The following is a 17,491-nucleotide window of genomic DNA, read 5'->3' as shown; positions in this document are numbered from 1 at the left end:
AGATATCGCTTTTTTTAATAAAAAAGCCGACACCATTATTACGTGGCGCCGGCTTAATATGCTACAATTAAGTATTTGTCTATTAGAAGATAAAGTCGGTACTTAAAAAGTTAGAATCGTGGTTTTTAACAATCTCATTGATGAGCTGCTTGTTAGTGTCGTTTACTTTAGCAGCAACCAGCGAGCGGATAGAGAATGAGCGAAGAGCATCAAATACAGACAGGGTACCCTCGGCACTATCTTTCCGTCCTGTGAATGGGAAAACGTCTGGCCCGCGCTGACTTTGGCTGTTAATGTTTACCCGGCTCACCAGGTTCACAAAAGGGTCTATCAAATTAGCGACTTCCTGTGCATCATTACTAAATATACTCACCTGCATACCATGCGGCGACTCGATCTGATACTGGATTGGTTCTTCGATAGAATCAAAAGGCAATACCGGGATAACCGGACCAAATTGTTCCTCCAGATAAAGCTTCATCTCCTTTTTAACCGGATAAATTACCGCCGGGAATACGAACGACTCTACCGTTGTGCCGCCGTTTTCGTTAACCACGCGGGCACCATGTGCAATAGCATCAGTAATACATGCCTGTAAATACCCTGGTTTGGTTGGCTCGGCAACGGGGGTAATATTAACTCCCGGTGTCCAAGGCAACCCGGGTTTAAGATTGTTAACAGCTTCGCTTAGTAATTGCAAAAACTCATCGGCCACATCCTTGTGCACGTGGATGATCTTGAGCGCAGTACAACGCTGTCCGTTGAACGACAAAGCCCCTAAAATACACTCGCTAACGGCCAGTTTAAGATCGGCATGCTTTGTAACAATAGCAGCATTTTTAGCGTCGAGGCTCAATACCGCACGCAGTCGGTTGATCTTAGGATGACGTTTCTTCAAATCATTAGCCACTTTGCTGGAGCCGATAAAGGCCAGCACATTGATATTACCACTTGCCATTAGCGATGGGGTAACATTAGCACCACGGCCGTAAACCGTATTAACCACACCGGCAGGGAATGATTCCTGAAAAGCCCTTAACAAGGGATAATGTACCAGTGTACCGTGTTTCGGCGGTTTAAATAAAATGGTATTACCCATGATAATCGCCGGGATCAGCGTAGTAAACGTTTCGTTCAAGGGGTAGTTGAAAGGCCCCATGCACAACACAACACCAATTGGTGCACGGCGGGTTTGCGCCAACACGCCCTCAGCAATTTCAAACCTTGACGATTTACGATCGAGTTGCTTTAATGCGTCGATGGTTTGGTTAATATAATCAATCGTGCGGTCAAACTCTTTAGCCGAGTCGGCGTACGATTTGGCAATCTCCCACATAATGAGCCTAATTACCAGGTCGCGCTGTTCAATCATTTTATAGATGAACTTCTGCATACACTTAATTCGCCCTTCCACACTCATGGTTGGCCATTCGCCACGCCCATTATCGTAGGCCTTCATAGCGGCTTCTAATGCTTCATTCGCTTCCTTTTCGGTGCCGAGCGGGTAAGTTCCGATCAGCTTATGCTTCAGGCCATCGGCAGTAGGTATACATATTGGTGAGTACACCTGGCTAACCTCGCCATCCCATTTCTTCATTTCACCCCCGCTGAGGTATTCACGCTGGTGGAGTTCTTCGATACGGAACTGTTCCGGTATCTGGCTTTCCTCCACAAACAGCGATCTGATTTGATCTTGAAAACTCATTGTGTTTGGTTAATTGTAAAAGTTGATATAATGATTGATTGTTACACGAATTTTTAGCGAATGCAGGGCAATATTTTTTATAAATACCGTTAAACCCCGTGCGGGTCTTTTAGTCTAAATAACAGTTTTATATTTAAGACGATATAATTTTTTTGTAAAAAAGCTCGTTAATAATTCATTCATATCATGAGAACTATCTTAAAACCCCTATCTACCCTGTTTTTTGCAGGTTTACTTATCTTTTCTATTACACCTACAGCCAGCGCACAACGAGGTTTTCACGGCGGAGGCGGCGGCTTCAGAGGAGGCTATGGCGGCGGTTACCACGGTGGTGGCTATTATGGCGGTGGCGTGCGTTACAGCTATCCGCATGTGGGCATTGGTGTAGGAATTGGCATTGGCGGCTTCGGCGGCTACTACAGTTCTTTCGGCTATCCGCGCATTGGTTTTGTGGGCGCATTACCTTACGGGTACTATGGATTTTCATGGGGGCCTAACCAATATTACTATGCCGGTGGCATATTTTATCAACCAGGTGCAAATGGTGGCTACCAGGTAACAACCCCGCCTGTCGGCGCAGAGGTTCCTTCATTACCTAAAGGCGCACAACCCATAAATATAGACGGCATCCAGTATTATGAGTTTAACGGTGTTTACTATAAGGATGCCATTACCCCAGATAACAAACATGTTTATTTAGTTGCCGGAAAAGATGGTGTGTTAAACACCAATCCCGAAGGTATGAACCCAGACAGCACTGCTGTTGATAACAGCGTGCCGCCTATGCCGCATGTTGGCGACATGACAGATCAACTACCGGAAGGCTCACGAAAAATTACCCTGAACAACAAAAAGTACTGGGTAACGACGGATAATATTTATTTAGAAGAAGTTAAAAACGGCGACCGTACCAGCTACCGTGTTGTTAGCATTCCGGGCGACGATCAGGAAGATAAATAATTTTAATTTTTATCCAGAAAAGGGGGAGTGGCTTATGCCGTTCCCCCTTTTTATTTTAACGCTTTTTGAAACCAATCTTCATTTCAATTGTAATGAAAACATTACACACAATTGCATCAACTTAACTTAATCTCGAAATGAAAGCATTACAAATTAAATCAACGTTTTTAGCCCTTATCATAGCCGCATTCTGCATTGTTGCATCAGGTTGCGACTCATTTACCAAGACACAAAAAGGTGCAGCCATTGGCGCAGGTGCAGGCGGTACCGTTGGTGCATTAATTGGCCACGCCACTGGTCATACCGCATTAGGCGCCATTATTGGTGGTGCAGTAGGTGGTACAGCAGGCGCTTTTATCGGCCGTAAAATGGACCGCCAGGCAGCAGAAATTAAACAAAACGTACCGGGCGCTACTGTTGAACGTGAGGGCGAAGGTATTGTGGTTAAATTTGACTCGGGTATTTTATTTGATGTTGATAAAACAGCATTAAAATCAGCAGCCAAAACCAACCTGGATAACCTTGCAGCTTCGCTGGTTAAAAACCCGGAAACCAATATCCTGATCATTGGCCATACCGATAGTACCGGTACCGTTGCCCACAACATGGATTTATCTGTTAGACGTGCGGAATCTGTAAAAGGTGAAATTGTTGCCGGAGGCGTTAACGGTGCCCGTTTAAGCACCCAAGGTAAAGGTCCAACCGAACCAGTTGGCGATAACAAAACAGCAGACGGCCGCGCACTAAACCGCCGTGTAGAAATCGTAATCGTCGCTAACGACCAAATGAAAGCAGAAGCTAAACAAGCAAGCAATTAAGATATGTACTAATTAGAAAAGCCCGCTCTGCATAGAGCGGGCTTTTTTTTATGCTTTAATCACTGTTTATATTCTCAATACCTAAAAGTTCGACACCCTTCGCTAATGATAACTTATTTAATTTTATAGCCTCGTTGATAAATGGCGCTAAAGAAAGATATTCATTTTTAGCATCCAATCTAAAGTAGAACCCATACACCTCAGCATTTTGGTCTTTAAATTCCACGTAATTATTAACCCCTTGGGAAAGAAGGCCGTTAAAGCTCTTCCCAAGTCGAACAAGCCTCTCTCCATAAAAATTATTGAAGCGGAAATTGAGGTTGATAATATCCTTTAATTCGTATATTTTTTCATTTACCCTAATCTTGTCTTTTTCAAATTCAATTCTTCCTTCTAGTAGTCCCTCCAGCGGCTCGTAGAGCCAGAAAGCGCCAACCGTGAAATATAAACCAACTAAAAGCGCAGCTATTAAAAACAAATCTCTACATGTAATTAAAATGCTCTCTGTCGGAACACCTTGAATTAGCCAACTGTAGGCTATTAACAAAGTAGATGTGATGAGCATTATCCAATTAGGCGTGAACCGGAATTTCTTGTCGGGTGTAAATATTAAAAAGTAAATTCTATCCATAGAATCGGAAACTTGTTTAGATATGATCGCAATATACTTGTCCGCGTTCTCATTAATAAATTATTCTACATCACTTTATGGCATTGTATTTACATATCCATTACCTAACTTTGTATCAATGATTAAAAAGTCGATAGCATTGTCTTTGTCCTTACTGTATACAGTAACGGTGCTTGGCTTTGCCATTAACTTTCATTATTGCCTTAACCAGGTATCGTCTGTAAAAATTAACGAGCCGGTTAAAAAGTGCAGCAGCCTGCGCGTGGTTAAAGCCATGAAATGCTGCAAAGACAAAAAGGTTGAAGTTAAGGTAAAAGATGGCCACGAAGTTTCATCGTTGTCATTCTTAGCCAAAACTTTTGTTGTTGATCTGCCGAAGACCTCTTTTATTGATTTCGCCCCGGCCTTTACAGTCCAGCCAGCAGCTGTTGCTTTTAACCGCGGGCCACCGGGCGGGTTAAGCAGTCAGCCACCCATTTATCTCGCCAATCAAAATTTCAGGATCTGAGTAATTAATTATTGCCCAAAACTGGTCGCGCTTTCGCGCAGGCTAAAATCCACGCATTTAATTATTTATTCAAAATTTAAAGATCATGAAATTTCTTAAAATATTTGTAGCCTTATTGGTTACCACCATCAGCATAGCAAAAGCACAATTTACCAAGGCCGAATTACAGGTAAGCGGCCTTACCTGCTCTATGTGCTCAAACGCAACCGAAAAATCATTACGCAAACTCGACTTCATCGGTGATATTAAAACCGATCTTAACCGCAATCTTTTTATCATCACCTTTAAGAAAGATGTGCCCGTTAGCTTAGATCAAATTAGTCAGAAAGTGCAAAGCGCCGGCTTTTCGGTTAACAGCCTTAAAGCTACCTTCGATTTTAATAATGTTAAGGTGAGTAACAACTACCACTTTAACTATAACGGCGCCATGTACCACTTTTTAAATGTGGGCGATAAAACCCTCGATGGACCGGTTGCTGTTACCGTGTTGGATAAAAACTTCGTCCCTGCATCTACCTATAAAAAATACGCGGCCATGCCTATTGCCTGCTATAAATCTGGCACAATGGATGGCAGCCGCGTTTACCATGTAACTATTTAAGGTTCAAAAGTCAGCAAATACTGATTGATGAAGTACTTATACGTGTTGCTGCTGATATGGATATCGGCAGCAACTGCCTTTGCGCAGGAGTTGTATGTAAATACAGAGCCTGCCAGCAATATGGCAACTAACTCGCTTGGCGTACGACTGGAGAACCAAGGCTATTTTAAACCAGATTTTCGCAACCGCACCACGTTGGAACTGATGTACGGGGCAAGCAAAAATCTGATGGTGCATGGTTCGTTATATGCCTCGAACTTTAACACCCTTAATTCACATTTTGAGGGTGGGAGTGTTTATGCCAAATATCGTTTCCTTTCTGTTGATAGCGTTCAACGGCACTTTCGGGGGGCCATTTTCGCGAAAGTATCGGCCATCAACAACCCGATATTTAACCAGGAAATTTCGTTAGAGGGCGACAATAGCGGCGCACAGGGCGGTGTAGTATTTACCCAGCTATTGCACAAGTTGGCATTATCGGGCTCGGCAAGTTATATCCGTGGTTTTAACAATACGCAGAATGATATTCCCGATGGGAATGCGTATAATGCGGCAGCATGGTCGCTATCGGCAGGGTATCTATTGTTCCCCAAAAACTACACCAACTACAAGCAAACCAATTTAAATCTGTATTTCGAATTGTTAGGTAAAGCCAACCCTGGTTATGGGCAAGGGTATGTTGATGCCGCACCTGCCGTTCAGCTCATTTTTAATAGTGTGTTCCGGGTAGATTTTTCGTACCGAACCCCTCTCTGGAACGACATGACCCGCAACAGCGAAAACATGTACCTGGTTAGGCTGGAGTACAATTTGTTTAACATCTTTTAACCCTGCACTACACATGAAAGCATTACTCACACTTCTGCTGCTGACGCTGGGCCTCGGCGTTTCGGCACAGCATCAACATAAAACCGACCCTGCATCTACCAAAAGCAGCAGCGATACTACTATGAAAATGGACCACAGCAAAATGGACCACAGCAAAATGCAAAGCATGCAAATGGACGATATGCCCATGATGACAAGCCAGTTTTCGCGTTCGTTGCCCATGAACCGCGACGGCTCGGGCACTTCATGGCAACCGGACGAGTCGCCGATAAATGCCTACATGATCCACGGTAAAAAATGGATGACCATGATTCATGGAAATATCTTTTTTCGCTATAATAATCAGGATCTGTTTAACGGCGGCAGCCGCGGCAAATACAAATTTGATGCGCCCAACTGGCTGATGGGGATGACACAGCGCAAAGTAGGTGAGCATGGTTTATTCTCTATTAACACCATGTTTTCGCTCGATGCCTTTTTGGTTGGTAACGGCGGTTATCCTTTGCTGTATCAAACAGGCGAATCTTACAAAGGCAATAAACTGGTAGATAAGCAACACCCACACGATCTGTTTTCGGAGTTAAGCGTGGCCTATACGCAGCAACTCTCTAAGGCTTCCGATCTGTATTTCTCCTTCGGCTACCCTGGCGAACCGGCCTTGGGGCCGCCGGTGTTTATGCACCGGCTTTCGGCCATGAGTAACCCCGATGCCCCGTTAAGCCATCATTATGCCGATGCAACGCATATTACTTTTGGCGTTGCTACTTTAGGTTTCAGGGTCGATAATTTTAAAATAGAAGGCTCAACCTTTAAAGGCCGCGAACCCGACGAGTTTCGATACGGTTTCGATCCTATGAAGTTCGATTCGTATTCGGTGAGGTTATCCTATAATCCATCTCGTCAGTGGGCCCTACAGGTATCTAACGGCTGGATCCATAGCCCCGAAGAAATAGAACCACAGCAGAACGTGAAGCGCTTTACCGCCTCGGCCATCCACACCAAAATGCTGAGCGATGATAGTTACGTTAGCACCACGCTGGTTTACGGTCAAAACCATTACAGCGATAACGGCAAAACGTTACCCTCGGCTTTGTTAGAGAGCACTTTGCAATTGAGCAAAACTGCCATTTATGGCAAGTATGAATTTGTACGCAAAGATGCCGATGAATTAGACCTGGAAGACCACCATACCGGGTACAATCCAAACTATAACATTAATGCGTTTACTTTAGGCATTAATCGCACCCTCGGCCAGTTTATTAAAAATACTGATCTGCGCGCAGGCGTTCAGGGAACATTAAATGTATCGCCTTCTGCATTGAATTATCTTTATGGTTCAGCACCAGTTGGCCTAGAAGTTTATCTGCGAATCAGCCCTTCCATTATGAAGATGAACATGAAAAGCAAACATCATGATATGATGATGGACATGTAAGTTGGACGTTTCTTATCTAAATATAGAAAGGCGCGGGATATGTAACCCGCGCCTTTCTTTTTTATGCTTTATCTTAGAAACGTAAAACGGCCCACGTTTAACGTATAACCCTCTAAAACTTCGTATTCAGGATATGCGCCAAATGGTGCCTGCCGTGCCATGAATACATCCCCAGGTTTCTTTTCAACGATATTTCTATTTGTGCATCGGGGTGATAAAATGTGCGGTTCCAATCCGCTTCGGTAAGCGATTCGAACAAGGCTACCATCCGTTGGTGTAAGCCTTCCAATAACAGCAGCGAAGACTCGACCGGCAGGCCATAGTCGCCTAATTTAGCCCAACGATCTTCGTGATATGCCTTAATGGTTGGATTTTCTTCCGTCAAAGCCCATTTAAATCTGATGATAGAGTTCATGTGGCTATCGGCTATATGATGCACCACTTGCTTGATGGTCCAGCCACCCGGGCGATAAGGGGTATTTAGCTGATCATTGGTTAAGCCGATCACTGCCGCACGCAATTGAGCTGGTAGTGCTTTGATATCTGTAATCCATTGGCGGATATCTTCTTCGGTGTAATTAGTTGGCGGAACAAACTTTCCAATAGGGTATCTGAGGCTTTCGTCGGTCATTTTATTCAGTTGTTAATTGTGCTTATTGATTTGGGGACTAAAACAGTTATTAAAAATAATTTATAATATACTTGTGTGAAAAAATTGTTACGGTCGGCAAGTATTACGCCAAATTAGCGTTTTGATATTGCTATTATAAACAGAAATGACAAAAAAGATCCTGTTTTTCCTATTCCTGTATTGCATTAACACGGCTTTTGCCGAAACCATAAAAACGGATGTATTGGTAATTGGCGGCAGCGCCAGCGGAACGGCGGCTGCTTTACAGAGCGCACGCAGCAAACTTAAAACTATATTGGTTGAACCAGGCCCCTGGTTGGGCGGCAGCATGACGGCAGGCGGCATTTGTATACTGGATGCTAACAAAAATTTACCGTCTGGAATTTATGGCGAGTTCAGGAGAAAGGTGATTGAATTTTATAAAAAAACACCGGGTTATGATAGTACTTACAACGCAACGCTTCGGTTTGAGCCAGCCACAGGCGCCGCCATCTTAAAAAAGATGACCGACACAGCTAAGAACCTCACTGTAAAATTAAATACCCCCTGGACAAGCATAAAAAAATATGATACTGGTTGGGACGTTATCATCAACCAGAACGGCGTTACAGCCACCATCAGAACTAAGGTATTAATAGATGCCACCCAGTTTGCGGATGCCGCCACCAAAGCTGGCGCCTCATTAGATAGCCTGAGCGAAACCATGCACGATAAGGGAGAGTCACTCGCCCCCAAAACCGCTTCAAATACTTTACGCGATTTAACCTGGGCTGTAATATTAAAAGACTACGGCAAAGCGGCCAATAAAACTATCTCAAAGCCAGATGGCTATAACCCCAGCCAATACGCCTGCTTAAAAAACAAAGACGTTAAAAAGCTGCTGGCAGATGGTAAACTGCCCAACGACGAATACCTGATTAACTGGGCTGAATGTGGTAACCGCTATGCTGTAAGCGCCGAAGACTTGGTACCCACAAAAAGAGAAGAGCTTTTTAAGTCGCTTCGTCTGCAAACCCTTGGATTAGTTTATTTTTTGCAGACCGAGCTGGGTTACAAAAACCTTGGATTTGATGACACCTACAACACGCCAGACCACTTGCCGTTCGCTCCCTATATTCGCGAATACCGGCACACCATGGGCGACGTACATATGGTGCTGGATGATATTTACAAACCTTATAGCCGCGCCTCTAAACTATACCGCACAGCAATAGGCGTTGGTGATGCACATCCCGATCAAAATAGTAACGACACTTTTGCTTACCCACCGTTCCCCGCATATGGTATTCCATTGGGGGTAGTAGTTGTTAAGGGTTTCGATAACTTACTGGTTACAGAGAATGCCATTTCTGTTACTCACCTGGTTAGCGCAAGTACATGCAATCCTGCAGTGCAAATGGTTTTAGGACAGGGCGCCGGCACGGTTGCCGCGTTTTGTGCCTTCTTTAAAACTACCACCGATCATTTAAACGTGCGGGCCATACAGGGGGAGATTTTAGATTTTAAAGGATATATATTGCCATATAGTGATATTACCTGGGGCGATCCCGACTTTAGGGCGATACAACAAGTTAGCGCTACCGGCATGTTGCAAACCCAAACACAGCCATTAAGTGGTAACGCATTAAAGGTTGTCTTCAATGCTGACTCGTCCGTTCGCACGGCAGAAGTAAAACCGGTTATTAATGAAATTTACACACGGGGGTTTCTATGGTTCAATAAAAACAAACCGGGCGAATATTTTACTGTTGAGAACTTGTTGTCGTTCATCAGTGAGATCACTTTGCAAGAACCTAAACCCCTGCAGATAGAGGTTCAAAAACAATGGAAAACAGCCTATCACTTTAAAACAGATTTCGACCTGAAACAGCCAATAACCCGCCGCGAATTTGCAGTGCTGGCCAACAAGTATTTAAATCCGTTTGCGCGTCGTGTAGATTTGAGCGGAAAGCTTATTAACTAGCAGCCGGTTTCTGCAACTTGCCCGAAATTTCGGGATTTTGCGGCGGCAGGGTGGTTACATTTTGCTCAACCTCAGTTTGTTTTACATGTACCGCATAATCGGCTGGTTCTATATGGCTCCCGTTAGCCTCAGCATACACCTGCGTAAACTCGGCACCAATGTATAAAATGGCCGCCGTGTAATAGATCCATAGCAAGATAATGATAATAGAACCCGCGGCGCCATAAACCGATGTCTTAGCAGAGTATTCGATATAAAGCCCAATTACATATTTACCGAGCATAAACAACAGGGCGGTAAAGAACGCACCGGAGCGCACATCAGGCCACTTAATTTTAACATCGGGTAGCACCTTAAATATAATACCGAACAGCAGCGATATTACAATAAACGTAACACCCACCGTAATACCGTTGATAACCCAAACCGTTATCCCTGGCAGAAAGTGCAGAAGCTTACTGCTTAGCGCTAATATCAGAATATTCAGAATCATAGATACCAATAACAAAAAGCCCAGGCTCACTATTAAGGAGAATGATAAGAACCTGTTTTGCAGCAACTTAACCCAGCCTTTCTTAGGCTTGGCTTTTACACGCCAAATGATATTTAATGAGTCCTGAATCTCTATAAAAATACTGCTGGCACCCACCATCAGCGTTATAATGCCAAATACAACTGCTACGCCGGTTTTACCCGACAGCTCCATGTTTTTAAGCATGCTTTGAATTTGCGCGGCGGCTTCGGCACCTACGTAACCTTTAATTTGTGGGTATAAACTGTTAGTTATAGCATCGTGCCCTAAAAACAAACCAGCAAGCGAAATCACCAGGATAAGCAAAGGCGCTATCGAAAATACGGTGTAATAAGCCAGCGAGGCGCTTAGCTTTAAGCCATTATCACTTGTAAAGCTGGTAAAGGTGGTTTGCAAAACACACCACCACCTGCTTAAATATTTTTTGTTGAAAAACTTCATAAATGGTAGATTGCTATAGGGATGCCTTTAGATAAAGCACCGTAAGCCAATAAAAGTTTAGTTAAACTTCAATTTGTCAGCTTTTAGCAAAGCAATTTTAGTGCCTATCCTCAACGGAGAGCTTTAGGTTGTAGCAATGTGTTTTAAAGTGATACTTACCTGTGCGAAACGATCAGCAGATCGAGGTCTTTGCTGGGTACGTTAAAGCGTTCGCCAATGTATTTATTGGTTAAGTGGCCCTGGTAAATGTATACCGCATTACGCACACCCGCTTTTTGCCAGATCACATTTTTCAAGCCGCCATGTTCGCCAATATCGAGCAGGATGGGCGTAAAAATATTGGTAAGTGCATAAGTAGCAGTACGCGCTACGCGCGATGCGATATTAGGCACGCAGTAATGAATCACATCATATTTTCTGAAAACAGGGTTGGTGTGGTTGGTTACTTCGGAGGTTTCGAAGTTACCACCCTGGTCTATACTCACGTCTATGATTACCGAATTGGGTTTCATCCGGCTAACGATGTTCTCCGAAATTATGCAGGGGCTACGGCCATCATCTGCACGCATAGCGCCAATGGCCACGTCGCAGGTGGTTATTGCTTTTTCCAGTACAATAGGCTGTACTACCGAGGTAAATACTCTTGTACCAATATTATTTTGTAAGCGGCGAAGTTTATAAATTGAGGGGTCGAAAACCTTTACTTCGGCACCTAATGAAATGGCTGTACGCGCAGCATATTCGCCCACGGTACCGGCACCTAGTATTACAATTTCGGTAGGGGGCACGCCGGTGATGCCACCGAGCATGAGGCCCTTGCCATCGAAAACATTACTCAGGTATTCAGCGGCGATGAGGATAGAGGTTGCCCCCACAATTTCGCTCATGGCGCGGATTACGGTAAGCGAGCCGCCTTCGTCTTGCAAATGTTCGAAAGATAAAGCGGTGATCTTCTTATTAATCATCGCCTGCAGGCATTCGGCTTTGAGAGTTGAGAGTTGTAGGGTTGAGATGAGGATCTGACCTGGCTTCATCAGCTCGATCTCTTTCATGGTTGGAGGGGCTACTTTGATAATAATGTCGGCAGATTCGTAAACCTGTTTAACATCATGTACAATTTGCGCGCCCTGCTCGGCGTAATCTTTATCTAAAAAGTTGGCGGCTTTACCGGCATTGCTTTCCAGCATTACATCGTGGCCGTTGTTTACCAACAATGCTACCGACAATGGTGTTAATGTGATACGGTTTTCCTGAAAGGTAATTTCTTTAGGGATGCCTATGTAAAGCTTGTTTTTCTTGCTCTTTACTTCAAGCATCGACTCCTGGGGTTGCATCATTGCCTGCTTGGCAACATCCGAAAACCCACTATATAACCCTGAACTCATGCGCTATAATCCTCTGGTCGATGAAGATAGTAAATTTAAATATGTTCGGCAATAATTTCGCGGGCCGACTCGCTTATTGCCTTGATACTAATCTTTAGATAACGTTCTGGTAACAGGTCGGCAATTTTCTCGGGCCACTCTATAAAACAGTAGGCATCCGAATAAAAATACTCCTCATATCCCATGTCAAAAGCTTCGCTCTGACTTTTTAACCTGTAGAAATCAAAATGATAAACCGTATGCCCATGCCCGCGGTATTCGTTCACAATGGAAAAGGTAGGGCTGGTAACAGATTCTGTAACCCCCAACGCCTCGCACAGCGATTTAATGAATGTAGTTTTACCCGCACCCATATCACCAAAGAATAAAAATATGCGTTGGTTGGCTGCAAAATCTATCAGCTGCTGAGCGGCAGCAGCGAGTTCTGTAATAGAATCTATTTGAAGGTTAAGCGAGGGTTCGTTCATGATAGACAAAATTCAACCCTTTAATTCCATTAAATCCCTTATCTGATGAAACCAGGGGCAGATTATAATAAATAGCCGTTGCTGCTATTATAGCATCCGGCAGTTTAATTTTTTTTTGAGCACGAATGCGAATTACAATTTCCTTCATTTCTGGCAAATACTCTATCATCTGATATTCAGATAACAGGCCTTGAGCGTGTTCGTAACCACCTTCTTGAAACTGAATTCCAGAAAGCACCTCTAATTCTGAAATAAAAGAAAATCCAGGGAAGAAGTCCAAAAAATATTTCTGAACTTCTTTATCGCCGGCTAAAAATTTGATGATGATATTGCTGTCCATTAGCAAATTAATCCCATTCATTTCTCCACTGTCTTTGAAGTTCGAGCGGATCAATGTCGATCTTAATTGAGCCGAAATGTTTCATTATTCGTTCTTTTCGCTCAATATTTTTCTTTTCAGTTTCTTCACGTATGGCAAGAAGCTTCTTTTCCACCTCTTCTGGTGTATCTGTTTGTTTTATTTCTACAACCATACTCAAATATACTAAATATTACTTACTGCTATAAGTAGCTACCGGGATGATCATCTCTTCTAACGAGATCCCGCCGTGTTGGAAAGATTCGTTATAGAAATTAACAAACTGGTTATAGTTGTTAGGATATACAAAGTAGTTATCACTTTTGGCAAACACAAAACTCGAGCTTACATGTAGCTTAGGTAGCATAGCATCGTGCGGGTTACGGATGTGGAATACATCTTTAGCATTAAAATTAAGGTTCTTACCTTGCTTATAACGCAGGTTGGTGTTGGTGTTGCGGTCGCCTATAATTTTGCTTGGGTTTTTTACTCGGATGGTACCATGATCTGTAGTAATAACCACTTTTACCTGTTTGGTAGATAAAAACTTAAGCAGATCAAACAGCGGCGAATGTTCAAACCACGATAGTGTTAACGAGCGGTAAGCCGCATCATCACTGGCCAACTCACGGATCATCTGCATATCGGTACGGGCATGCGACAGCATATCAACAAAGTTGTATACCACCACATTCAGGTCGTTATTCATCAGGTTGTTTACCGAATCATTTAACGCACGGCCCTCGTCGATATTGAGTATCTTGTTATACGATACCTTGCACTCTTTGCGCACGCTGCGCTTCACATTATCACTCAGGAAGTCTGATTCAAAAAGGTTTTTGCCACCCTCGTCCTCATCATTCTGCCACTGGTTGGGGAAACGTTTTTCCATATCCAAAGGCATTAAACCTGCAAATATGGCGTTACGGGCGTATTGCGTAGCAGTGGGTAAAATACTGTAGTAAGTATCTTCCTCTTCTAATCTGAAGTATTCGCTGATGATAGGGTTAATAATCCTAAACTGATCGTAACGTAAATTATCGATAAGGATAAAAAACACCGGCTGGCCACCTTCCAGTTTCGGAAATACTTTCTTTTTAAACAACTGGTGCGATAACATCGGGCCCTTGTCCTGGTTCTTGATCCAGTCGAGGTAGTTTTTCTCAATAAATTTTGAGAACTGCACGTTAGCCTCAGCTTTTTGCAATGTCAAAATCTCATGCATGCCCGAGTCTTGCAGGGTTTCCAGCTCAAGCTCCCAATAAATTAGCTTTTTGTAAACGTCGGCCCATTCCTGGTAACTCAGGTTGTCGTTGAGTGTCATACCCAGTTGGCGGAAGTCCTGCTGATAGGCCATAGTGGTTTTCTCAGTTACCAGCCTTTTGTTTTCGGTAAGCTTTTTAATGGTTAACAATACCTGTTTCGGGTTTACCGGCTTAATCAGATAATCATCTATTTTCGACCCGATGGCATCTTCCATCATAGGTTCTTCTTCGTTTTTGGTAATTAGTACTACCGGCACATCATTATTAAGCGCCTTAATTTCAGATAGTGTTTCCAGGCCGGTAAGTCCCGGCATATTTTCGTCAAGGAAAACCAGGTCGAAATAACCGCCCTTAAACGCATCAACCGCATCGCGGCCATTGGTTACGGTGGTAACTTTATAGCCCTTTTCGTTCAATAACATTATATGGGGCTTCAACAGATCAATCTCATCGTCTGCCCATAGAATTGTGGTTTCCTGCATCTTTGTTGTCAATTTATCTGGGTATAACTTTTCGCCAGCCTAATTGTTGCATGTAATTATAAGTAATTAACAATATTTAACAGATACTCTTAGTAAGGTTTACAATAAATTAACACTTTTGCATCACAATAAGCTGCCGCCTTGAATAAAAAGAAAATAATAAACGACCCGGTATACGGTTTCATTAACATACCTACCGATCTGGTGTTCGACCTTATCGAGCACCCTTACTTTCAAAGGCTAAGATACATTAAACAATTGGGGATGACCCACCTTGTTTATCCCGGTGCTTTGCACACCCGTTTTCACCATGCTCTGGGCGCTATGCACCTGATGAGTATGGCTGTTGAAACTCTTTGCAATAAAGGCCACATCATCACCGCCGAAGAGCAGGAAGCCGTTACTATTGCCATTTTACTGCACGATATAGGTCACGGGCCGTTTTCGCATGCTTTAGAAAAAACCATTGTTCAGGGTATCTCCCACGAGGATATTTCCGTATTACTGATGGATCGCCTGAACCAGATTTTCAACGGGCGGTTAAGCATGGCTATCGCGATATTTAATAACACTTATCCTAAACGTTTTTTACATCAGCTGGTGTCCAGCCAGTTGGATATGGACCGCATGGATTACCTTAACCGCGACAGCTTTTTTACCGGTGTATCTGAAGGCGTGATCAGTTCTGAGCGCATTATTAAAATGCTCAACATTGCCGACGACTATATCGTGGTTGAAAAAAAAGGCATTTACTCAATAGAGAAATTTCTGATTGCCCGTCGTTTAATGTACTGGCAGGTGTATCTGCACAAAACCGTTGTAGCAGGCGAAAACCTGTTGGGTAAAATATTAAAACGTGCCAGAGAGCTTGCATTAGGGGGCGAGAAACTTTTTTCTACACCGGCGTTAAACCATTTCCTGGTAAATAGTATCAGTAAAGAAATGTTTATGCAGCAAGAGCAGCATTTAAAAACGTTTACCTGTTTGGATGATACCGATATTATGGCGGCTGTAAAGGCCTGGATGAACCATGGTGATAAGGTTTTATCTACGCTTTGCACCAATTTTATACATCGCCATTTGTATCATGTTGATATCGCCAACCAACCTGCCGACGAAAATTTTGTAGCACAACTGCTGCTTAATGCTTCGCGGAAATACGGGGTGAACGAAGTTGATGCTTCTTATTTTGTATTTACAGATACCATTAGCAACTATGCCTATAAGCTTGATGATGGAAATATTTTAATATTGATGAATAACGGCGAAACGCGGGATATAACCAAGGCAAGCGACAATCTTAACCTCGAAGCCCTGGTGAAACCTGTTGAAAAATATATATTGTGTTATACAAAAGAGCTTATATAAAACGTATAAAGCCTGTATTATAATAATTTGTTGCTTCGATATTAACATTTAAATTTGCCCGATGCAATTTAGTGCAATTGAAATAGGTTTACTGCTAAACGGAACCGTAGAAGGCAACCCGCAAGCCATAGTAAACCAACTGGCTAAAATAGAAGAAGCCAAGGCTGGCTCATTATCTTTTTTGGCAAACCCAAAGTATGAGCAGTATCTATATACTACGCAGGCTTCGGTAGTAATTGTTAACAACGATCTGGTTTTAACCGAACCTGTTAATGCCACTTTGGTGCGTGTTGAAAACGCCTATAGTGCGTTCTCCATTTTACTCGAGAAATATAATACCATAAAGCTTAACAAAACAGGTATAGAGCAGCCAAGCTTTATACACCCCAGTGCGCAGCTTGGTTCAAATGTTTACATCGGCGCATTTAGCTATGTAGGGCCCAATGTAAAAATAGGCGATAACAGCAAAATTTATCCTAACACTTATTTAGCCGATAATGTAACAATTGGCAATAACACTACGTTATTTCCAGCAGTGAAAGTTTACTTTGATTGTATTATCGGTAACAATGTGATCATTCACTCGGGTACCATTATCGGCAGCGATGGTTTTGGATTTGCGCCTAATACCGATGGTACTTATACCAAAGTTGCCCAAATTGGCAATGTGGTTATCGAAGATGATGTGGAAATTGGCTCTAACACAACGATAGACAGGGCCACAATGGGATCTACCATTATCTCTAAAGGAGTTAAGCTGGATAACCTGATCCAGATTGCCCATAACGTTGAAATAGGACCCAATACCGTGGTTGCTGCTCAAACAGGTATATCGGGCAGTAGCAAAATAGGCGAAAATGTAATTATTGGAGGTCAGGCGGGTGTTGTTGGGCACATCAGCATTGCCAAAGGATCGCAAATACAAGCACAATCAGGCATTGGCCGAAGCATTACCGAAGAAGGAAAAAAATGGGCTGGCTCACCGGCTGTCCCTTATGCAAATAACATGCGCTCGCAGGTAGTTATTAACAGATTGCCCGAGTTAGAAAAGAAAATAAACGAACTGGAAAAATTAATTGCTGAGTTACGGAACATCAGCATATGACTCAAATT

18 protein-coding genes are annotated in these 17,491 nt (G+C 43.1%); 9 read left to right on the top strand and 9 right to left on the bottom strand.

The genetic code is table 11. The features are described from left to right. Positions 1-82 precede the first annotated feature (82 nt). Complete coding sequence (locus tag GSY63_RS08940) at positions 83-1,705, bottom strand: NADP-dependent glyceraldehyde-3-phosphate dehydrogenase (protein ID WP_166585445.1); 1,623 nt, start codon at positions 1,703-1,705, stop codon at positions 83-85. A gap of 186 nt (positions 1,706-1,891) precedes the next feature. Between GSY63_RS08940 and GSY63_RS08935 the strand changes: the two genes are divergently transcribed. After that, the gene (locus GSY63_RS08935) at positions 1,892-2,665 is read left to right on the top strand and encodes a DUF6515 family protein (protein WP_166585444.1); all 774 of its coding nucleotides are present in this window, start codon (positions 1,892-1,894) and stop codon (positions 2,663-2,665) included. 137 nt (positions 2,666-2,802) lie between these two features. Beyond that, positions 2,803-3,483: an OmpA family protein gene (locus GSY63_RS08930; RefSeq protein WP_166585443.1), complete on the top strand. Its 681-nt coding sequence runs from the start codon at positions 2,803-2,805 to the stop codon at positions 3,481-3,483. Positions 3,484-3,538: 55 nt separating this feature from the next. Here the strand turns inward: GSY63_RS08930 and GSY63_RS08925 are convergent, their stop codons facing one another. After that, complete coding sequence (locus GSY63_RS08925) at positions 3,539-4,114, bottom strand: hypothetical protein (RefSeq protein WP_166585442.1); 576 nt, start codon at positions 4,112-4,114, stop codon at positions 3,539-3,541. A gap of 118 nt (positions 4,115-4,232) precedes the next feature. Between GSY63_RS08925 and GSY63_RS08920 the strand changes: the two genes are divergently transcribed. The 4 genes from GSY63_RS08920 to GSY63_RS08905 all read left to right on the top strand — a co-directional run bounded on the left by GSY63_RS08920 (position 4,233) and on the right by GSY63_RS08905 (position 7,486). Further along, complete coding sequence (locus GSY63_RS08920) at positions 4,233-4,622, top strand: HYC_CC_PP family protein (protein ID WP_166585441.1); 390 nt, start codon at positions 4,233-4,235, stop codon at positions 4,620-4,622. 85 nt (positions 4,623-4,707) lie between these two features. Continuing rightward, the gene (locus GSY63_RS08915; protein ID WP_166585440.1) at positions 4,708-5,223 is read left to right on the top strand and encodes a heavy-metal-associated domain-containing protein; all 516 of its coding nucleotides are present in this window, start codon (positions 4,708-4,710) and stop codon (positions 5,221-5,223) included. A 27-nt stretch (positions 5,224-5,250) separates the two neighbouring features. After that, positions 5,251-6,051 (top strand): hypothetical protein, encoded by an 801-nt coding sequence (locus GSY63_RS08910; RefSeq protein WP_166585439.1) that lies wholly within the window; start codon positions 5,251-5,253, stop codon positions 6,049-6,051. A gap of 13 nt (positions 6,052-6,064) precedes the next feature. Further along, on the top strand, positions 6,065-7,486 hold the full coding sequence (locus tag GSY63_RS08905; protein ID WP_166585438.1) for a hypothetical protein: 1,422 nt from the start codon (positions 6,065-6,067) through the stop codon (positions 7,484-7,486). Positions 7,487-7,598: 112 nt separating this feature from the next. Here the strand turns inward: GSY63_RS08905 and GSY63_RS08900 are convergent, their stop codons facing one another. After that, positions 7,599-8,117, bottom strand: coding sequence for a YfiT family bacillithiol transferase (locus GSY63_RS08900; protein ID WP_166585437.1), 519 nt, complete (start codon positions 8,115-8,117; stop codon positions 7,599-7,601). Positions 8,118-8,262: 145 nt separating this feature from the next. Between GSY63_RS08900 and GSY63_RS08895 the strand changes: the two genes are divergently transcribed. Next, on the top strand, positions 8,263-10,080 hold the full coding sequence (locus tag GSY63_RS08895) for an FAD-dependent oxidoreductase (RefSeq protein ID WP_166585436.1): 1,818 nt from the start codon (positions 8,263-8,265) through the stop codon (positions 10,078-10,080). Here the strand turns inward: GSY63_RS08895 and GSY63_RS08890 are convergent. The 6 genes from GSY63_RS08890 to porX all read right to left on the bottom strand — a co-directional run bounded on the left by GSY63_RS08890 (position 10,073) and on the right by porX (position 15,010). Beyond that, a complete protein-coding gene (locus GSY63_RS08890) occupies positions 10,073-11,053 on the bottom strand; it encodes a YihY/virulence factor BrkB family protein (protein ID WP_166585435.1) in 981 nt (326 codons plus the stop codon). The two genes, GSY63_RS08895 and GSY63_RS08890, sit on opposite strands and share 8 nt — an antisense overlap. Positions 11,054-11,208: 155 nt before the next feature. Continuing rightward, a complete protein-coding gene (locus tag GSY63_RS08885) occupies positions 11,209-12,438 on the bottom strand; it encodes an alanine dehydrogenase (protein WP_166585434.1) in 1,230 nt (409 codons plus the stop codon). A 35-nt stretch (positions 12,439-12,473) separates the two neighbouring features. Continuing rightward, the gene (tsaE, locus tag GSY63_RS08880; protein ID WP_166585433.1) at positions 12,474-12,905 is read right to left on the bottom strand and encodes a tRNA (adenosine(37)-N6)-threonylcarbamoyltransferase complex ATPase subunit type 1 TsaE; all 432 of its coding nucleotides are present in this window, start codon (positions 12,903-12,905) and stop codon (positions 12,474-12,476) included. Next, complete coding sequence (locus GSY63_RS08875; RefSeq protein ID WP_166585432.1) at positions 12,886-13,245, bottom strand: type II toxin-antitoxin system VapC family toxin; 360 nt, start codon at positions 13,243-13,245, stop codon at positions 12,886-12,888. The genes tsaE and GSY63_RS08875 overlap by 20 nt, the downstream gene beginning before the upstream one ends. Positions 13,246-13,252: 7 nt before the next feature. Beyond that, positions 13,253-13,438 (bottom strand): hypothetical protein, encoded by a 186-nt coding sequence (locus GSY63_RS08870; RefSeq protein ID WP_166585431.1) that lies wholly within the window; start codon positions 13,436-13,438, stop codon positions 13,253-13,255. 18 nt (positions 13,439-13,456) lie between these two features. Next, the gene (gene porX, locus GSY63_RS08865) at positions 13,457-15,010 is read right to left on the bottom strand and encodes a T9SS response regulator signal transducer PorX (protein ID WP_166585430.1); all 1,554 of its coding nucleotides are present in this window, start codon (positions 15,008-15,010) and stop codon (positions 13,457-13,459) included. Positions 15,011-15,151: 141 nt separating this feature from the next. On the opposite strand from porX, the gene GSY63_RS08860 reads away from it, so the two are divergent. Further along, positions 15,152-16,378, top strand: a complete 1,227-nt coding sequence (locus GSY63_RS08860; RefSeq protein WP_166585429.1) for an HD domain-containing protein — start codon at positions 15,152-15,154, stop codon at positions 16,376-16,378. A gap of 61 nt (positions 16,379-16,439) precedes the next feature. Next, positions 16,440-17,483, top strand: coding sequence for a UDP-3-O-(3-hydroxymyristoyl)glucosamine N-acyltransferase (lpxD, locus tag GSY63_RS08855; RefSeq protein ID WP_166585428.1), 1,044 nt, complete (start codon positions 16,440-16,442; stop codon positions 17,481-17,483). Positions 17,484-17,491: the final 8 nt, after the last annotated feature.

The sequence above is a fragment of the Mucilaginibacter agri genome, from assembly GCF_009928685.1.
GTDB classification, from domain to species: domain Bacteria; phylum Bacteroidota; class Bacteroidia; order Sphingobacteriales; family Sphingobacteriaceae; genus Mucilaginibacter; species Mucilaginibacter agri.
This window is presented reverse-complemented; position numbering and strand designations above follow the sequence as displayed.

What these genes read in the sequence shown, in the direction of transcription:
- GSY63_RS08930 (WP_166585443.1), top strand. Translation starts at nt 2,803, where the DNA reads ATGAAAGCATTACAAATTAAATCAACGTTTTTAGCCCTTATCATAGCC.
- GSY63_RS08885 (WP_166585434.1), bottom strand. Translation starts at nt 12,438, where the DNA reads ATGAGTTCAGGGTTATATAGTGGGTTTTCGGATGTTGCCAAGCAGGCA.
- porX (WP_166585430.1), bottom strand. Translation starts at nt 15,010, where the DNA reads ATGCAGGAAACCACAATTCTATGGGCAGACGATGAGATTGATCTGTTG.
- GSY63_RS08915 (WP_166585440.1), top strand. Translation starts at nt 4,708, where the DNA reads ATGAAATTTCTTAAAATATTTGTAGCCTTATTGGTTACCACCATCAGC.
- lpxD (WP_166585428.1), top strand. Translation starts at nt 16,440, where the DNA reads ATGCAATTTAGTGCAATTGAAATAGGTTTACTGCTAAACGGAACCGTA.
- GSY63_RS08920 (WP_166585441.1), top strand. Translation starts at nt 4,233, where the DNA reads ATGATTAAAAAGTCGATAGCATTGTCTTTGTCCTTACTGTATACAGTA.
- GSY63_RS08895 (WP_166585436.1), top strand. Translation starts at nt 8,263, where the DNA reads ATGACAAAAAAGATCCTGTTTTTCCTATTCCTGTATTGCATTAACACG.
- GSY63_RS08940 (WP_166585445.1), bottom strand. Translation starts at nt 1,705, where the DNA reads ATGAGTTTTCAAGATCAAATCAGATCGCTGTTTGTGGAGGAAAGCCAG.
- GSY63_RS08875 (WP_166585432.1), bottom strand. Translation starts at nt 13,245, where the DNA reads ATGGACAGCAATATCATCATCAAATTTTTAGCCGGCGATAAAGAAGTT.
- GSY63_RS08870 (WP_166585431.1), bottom strand. Translation starts at nt 13,438, where the DNA reads ATGGTTGTAGAAATAAAACAAACAGATACACCAGAAGAGGTGGAAAAG.
- GSY63_RS08910 (WP_166585439.1), top strand. Translation starts at nt 5,251, where the DNA reads ATGAAGTACTTATACGTGTTGCTGCTGATATGGATATCGGCAGCAACT.
- GSY63_RS08925 (WP_166585442.1), bottom strand. Translation starts at nt 4,114, where the DNA reads ATGGATAGAATTTACTTTTTAATATTTACACCCGACAAGAAATTCCGG.
- GSY63_RS08935 (WP_166585444.1), top strand. Translation starts at nt 1,892, where the DNA reads ATGAGAACTATCTTAAAACCCCTATCTACCCTGTTTTTTGCAGGTTTA.
- GSY63_RS08890 (WP_166585435.1), bottom strand. Translation starts at nt 11,053, where the DNA reads ATGAAGTTTTTCAACAAAAAATATTTAAGCAGGTGGTGGTGTGTTTTG.
- GSY63_RS08900 (WP_166585437.1), bottom strand. Translation starts at nt 8,117, where the DNA reads ATGACCGACGAAAGCCTCAGATACCCTATTGGAAAGTTTGTTCCGCCA.
- GSY63_RS08905 (WP_166585438.1), top strand. Translation starts at nt 6,065, where the DNA reads ATGAAAGCATTACTCACACTTCTGCTGCTGACGCTGGGCCTCGGCGTT.
- tsaE (WP_166585433.1), bottom strand. Translation starts at nt 12,905, where the DNA reads ATGAACGAACCCTCGCTTAACCTTCAAATAGATTCTATTACAGAACTC.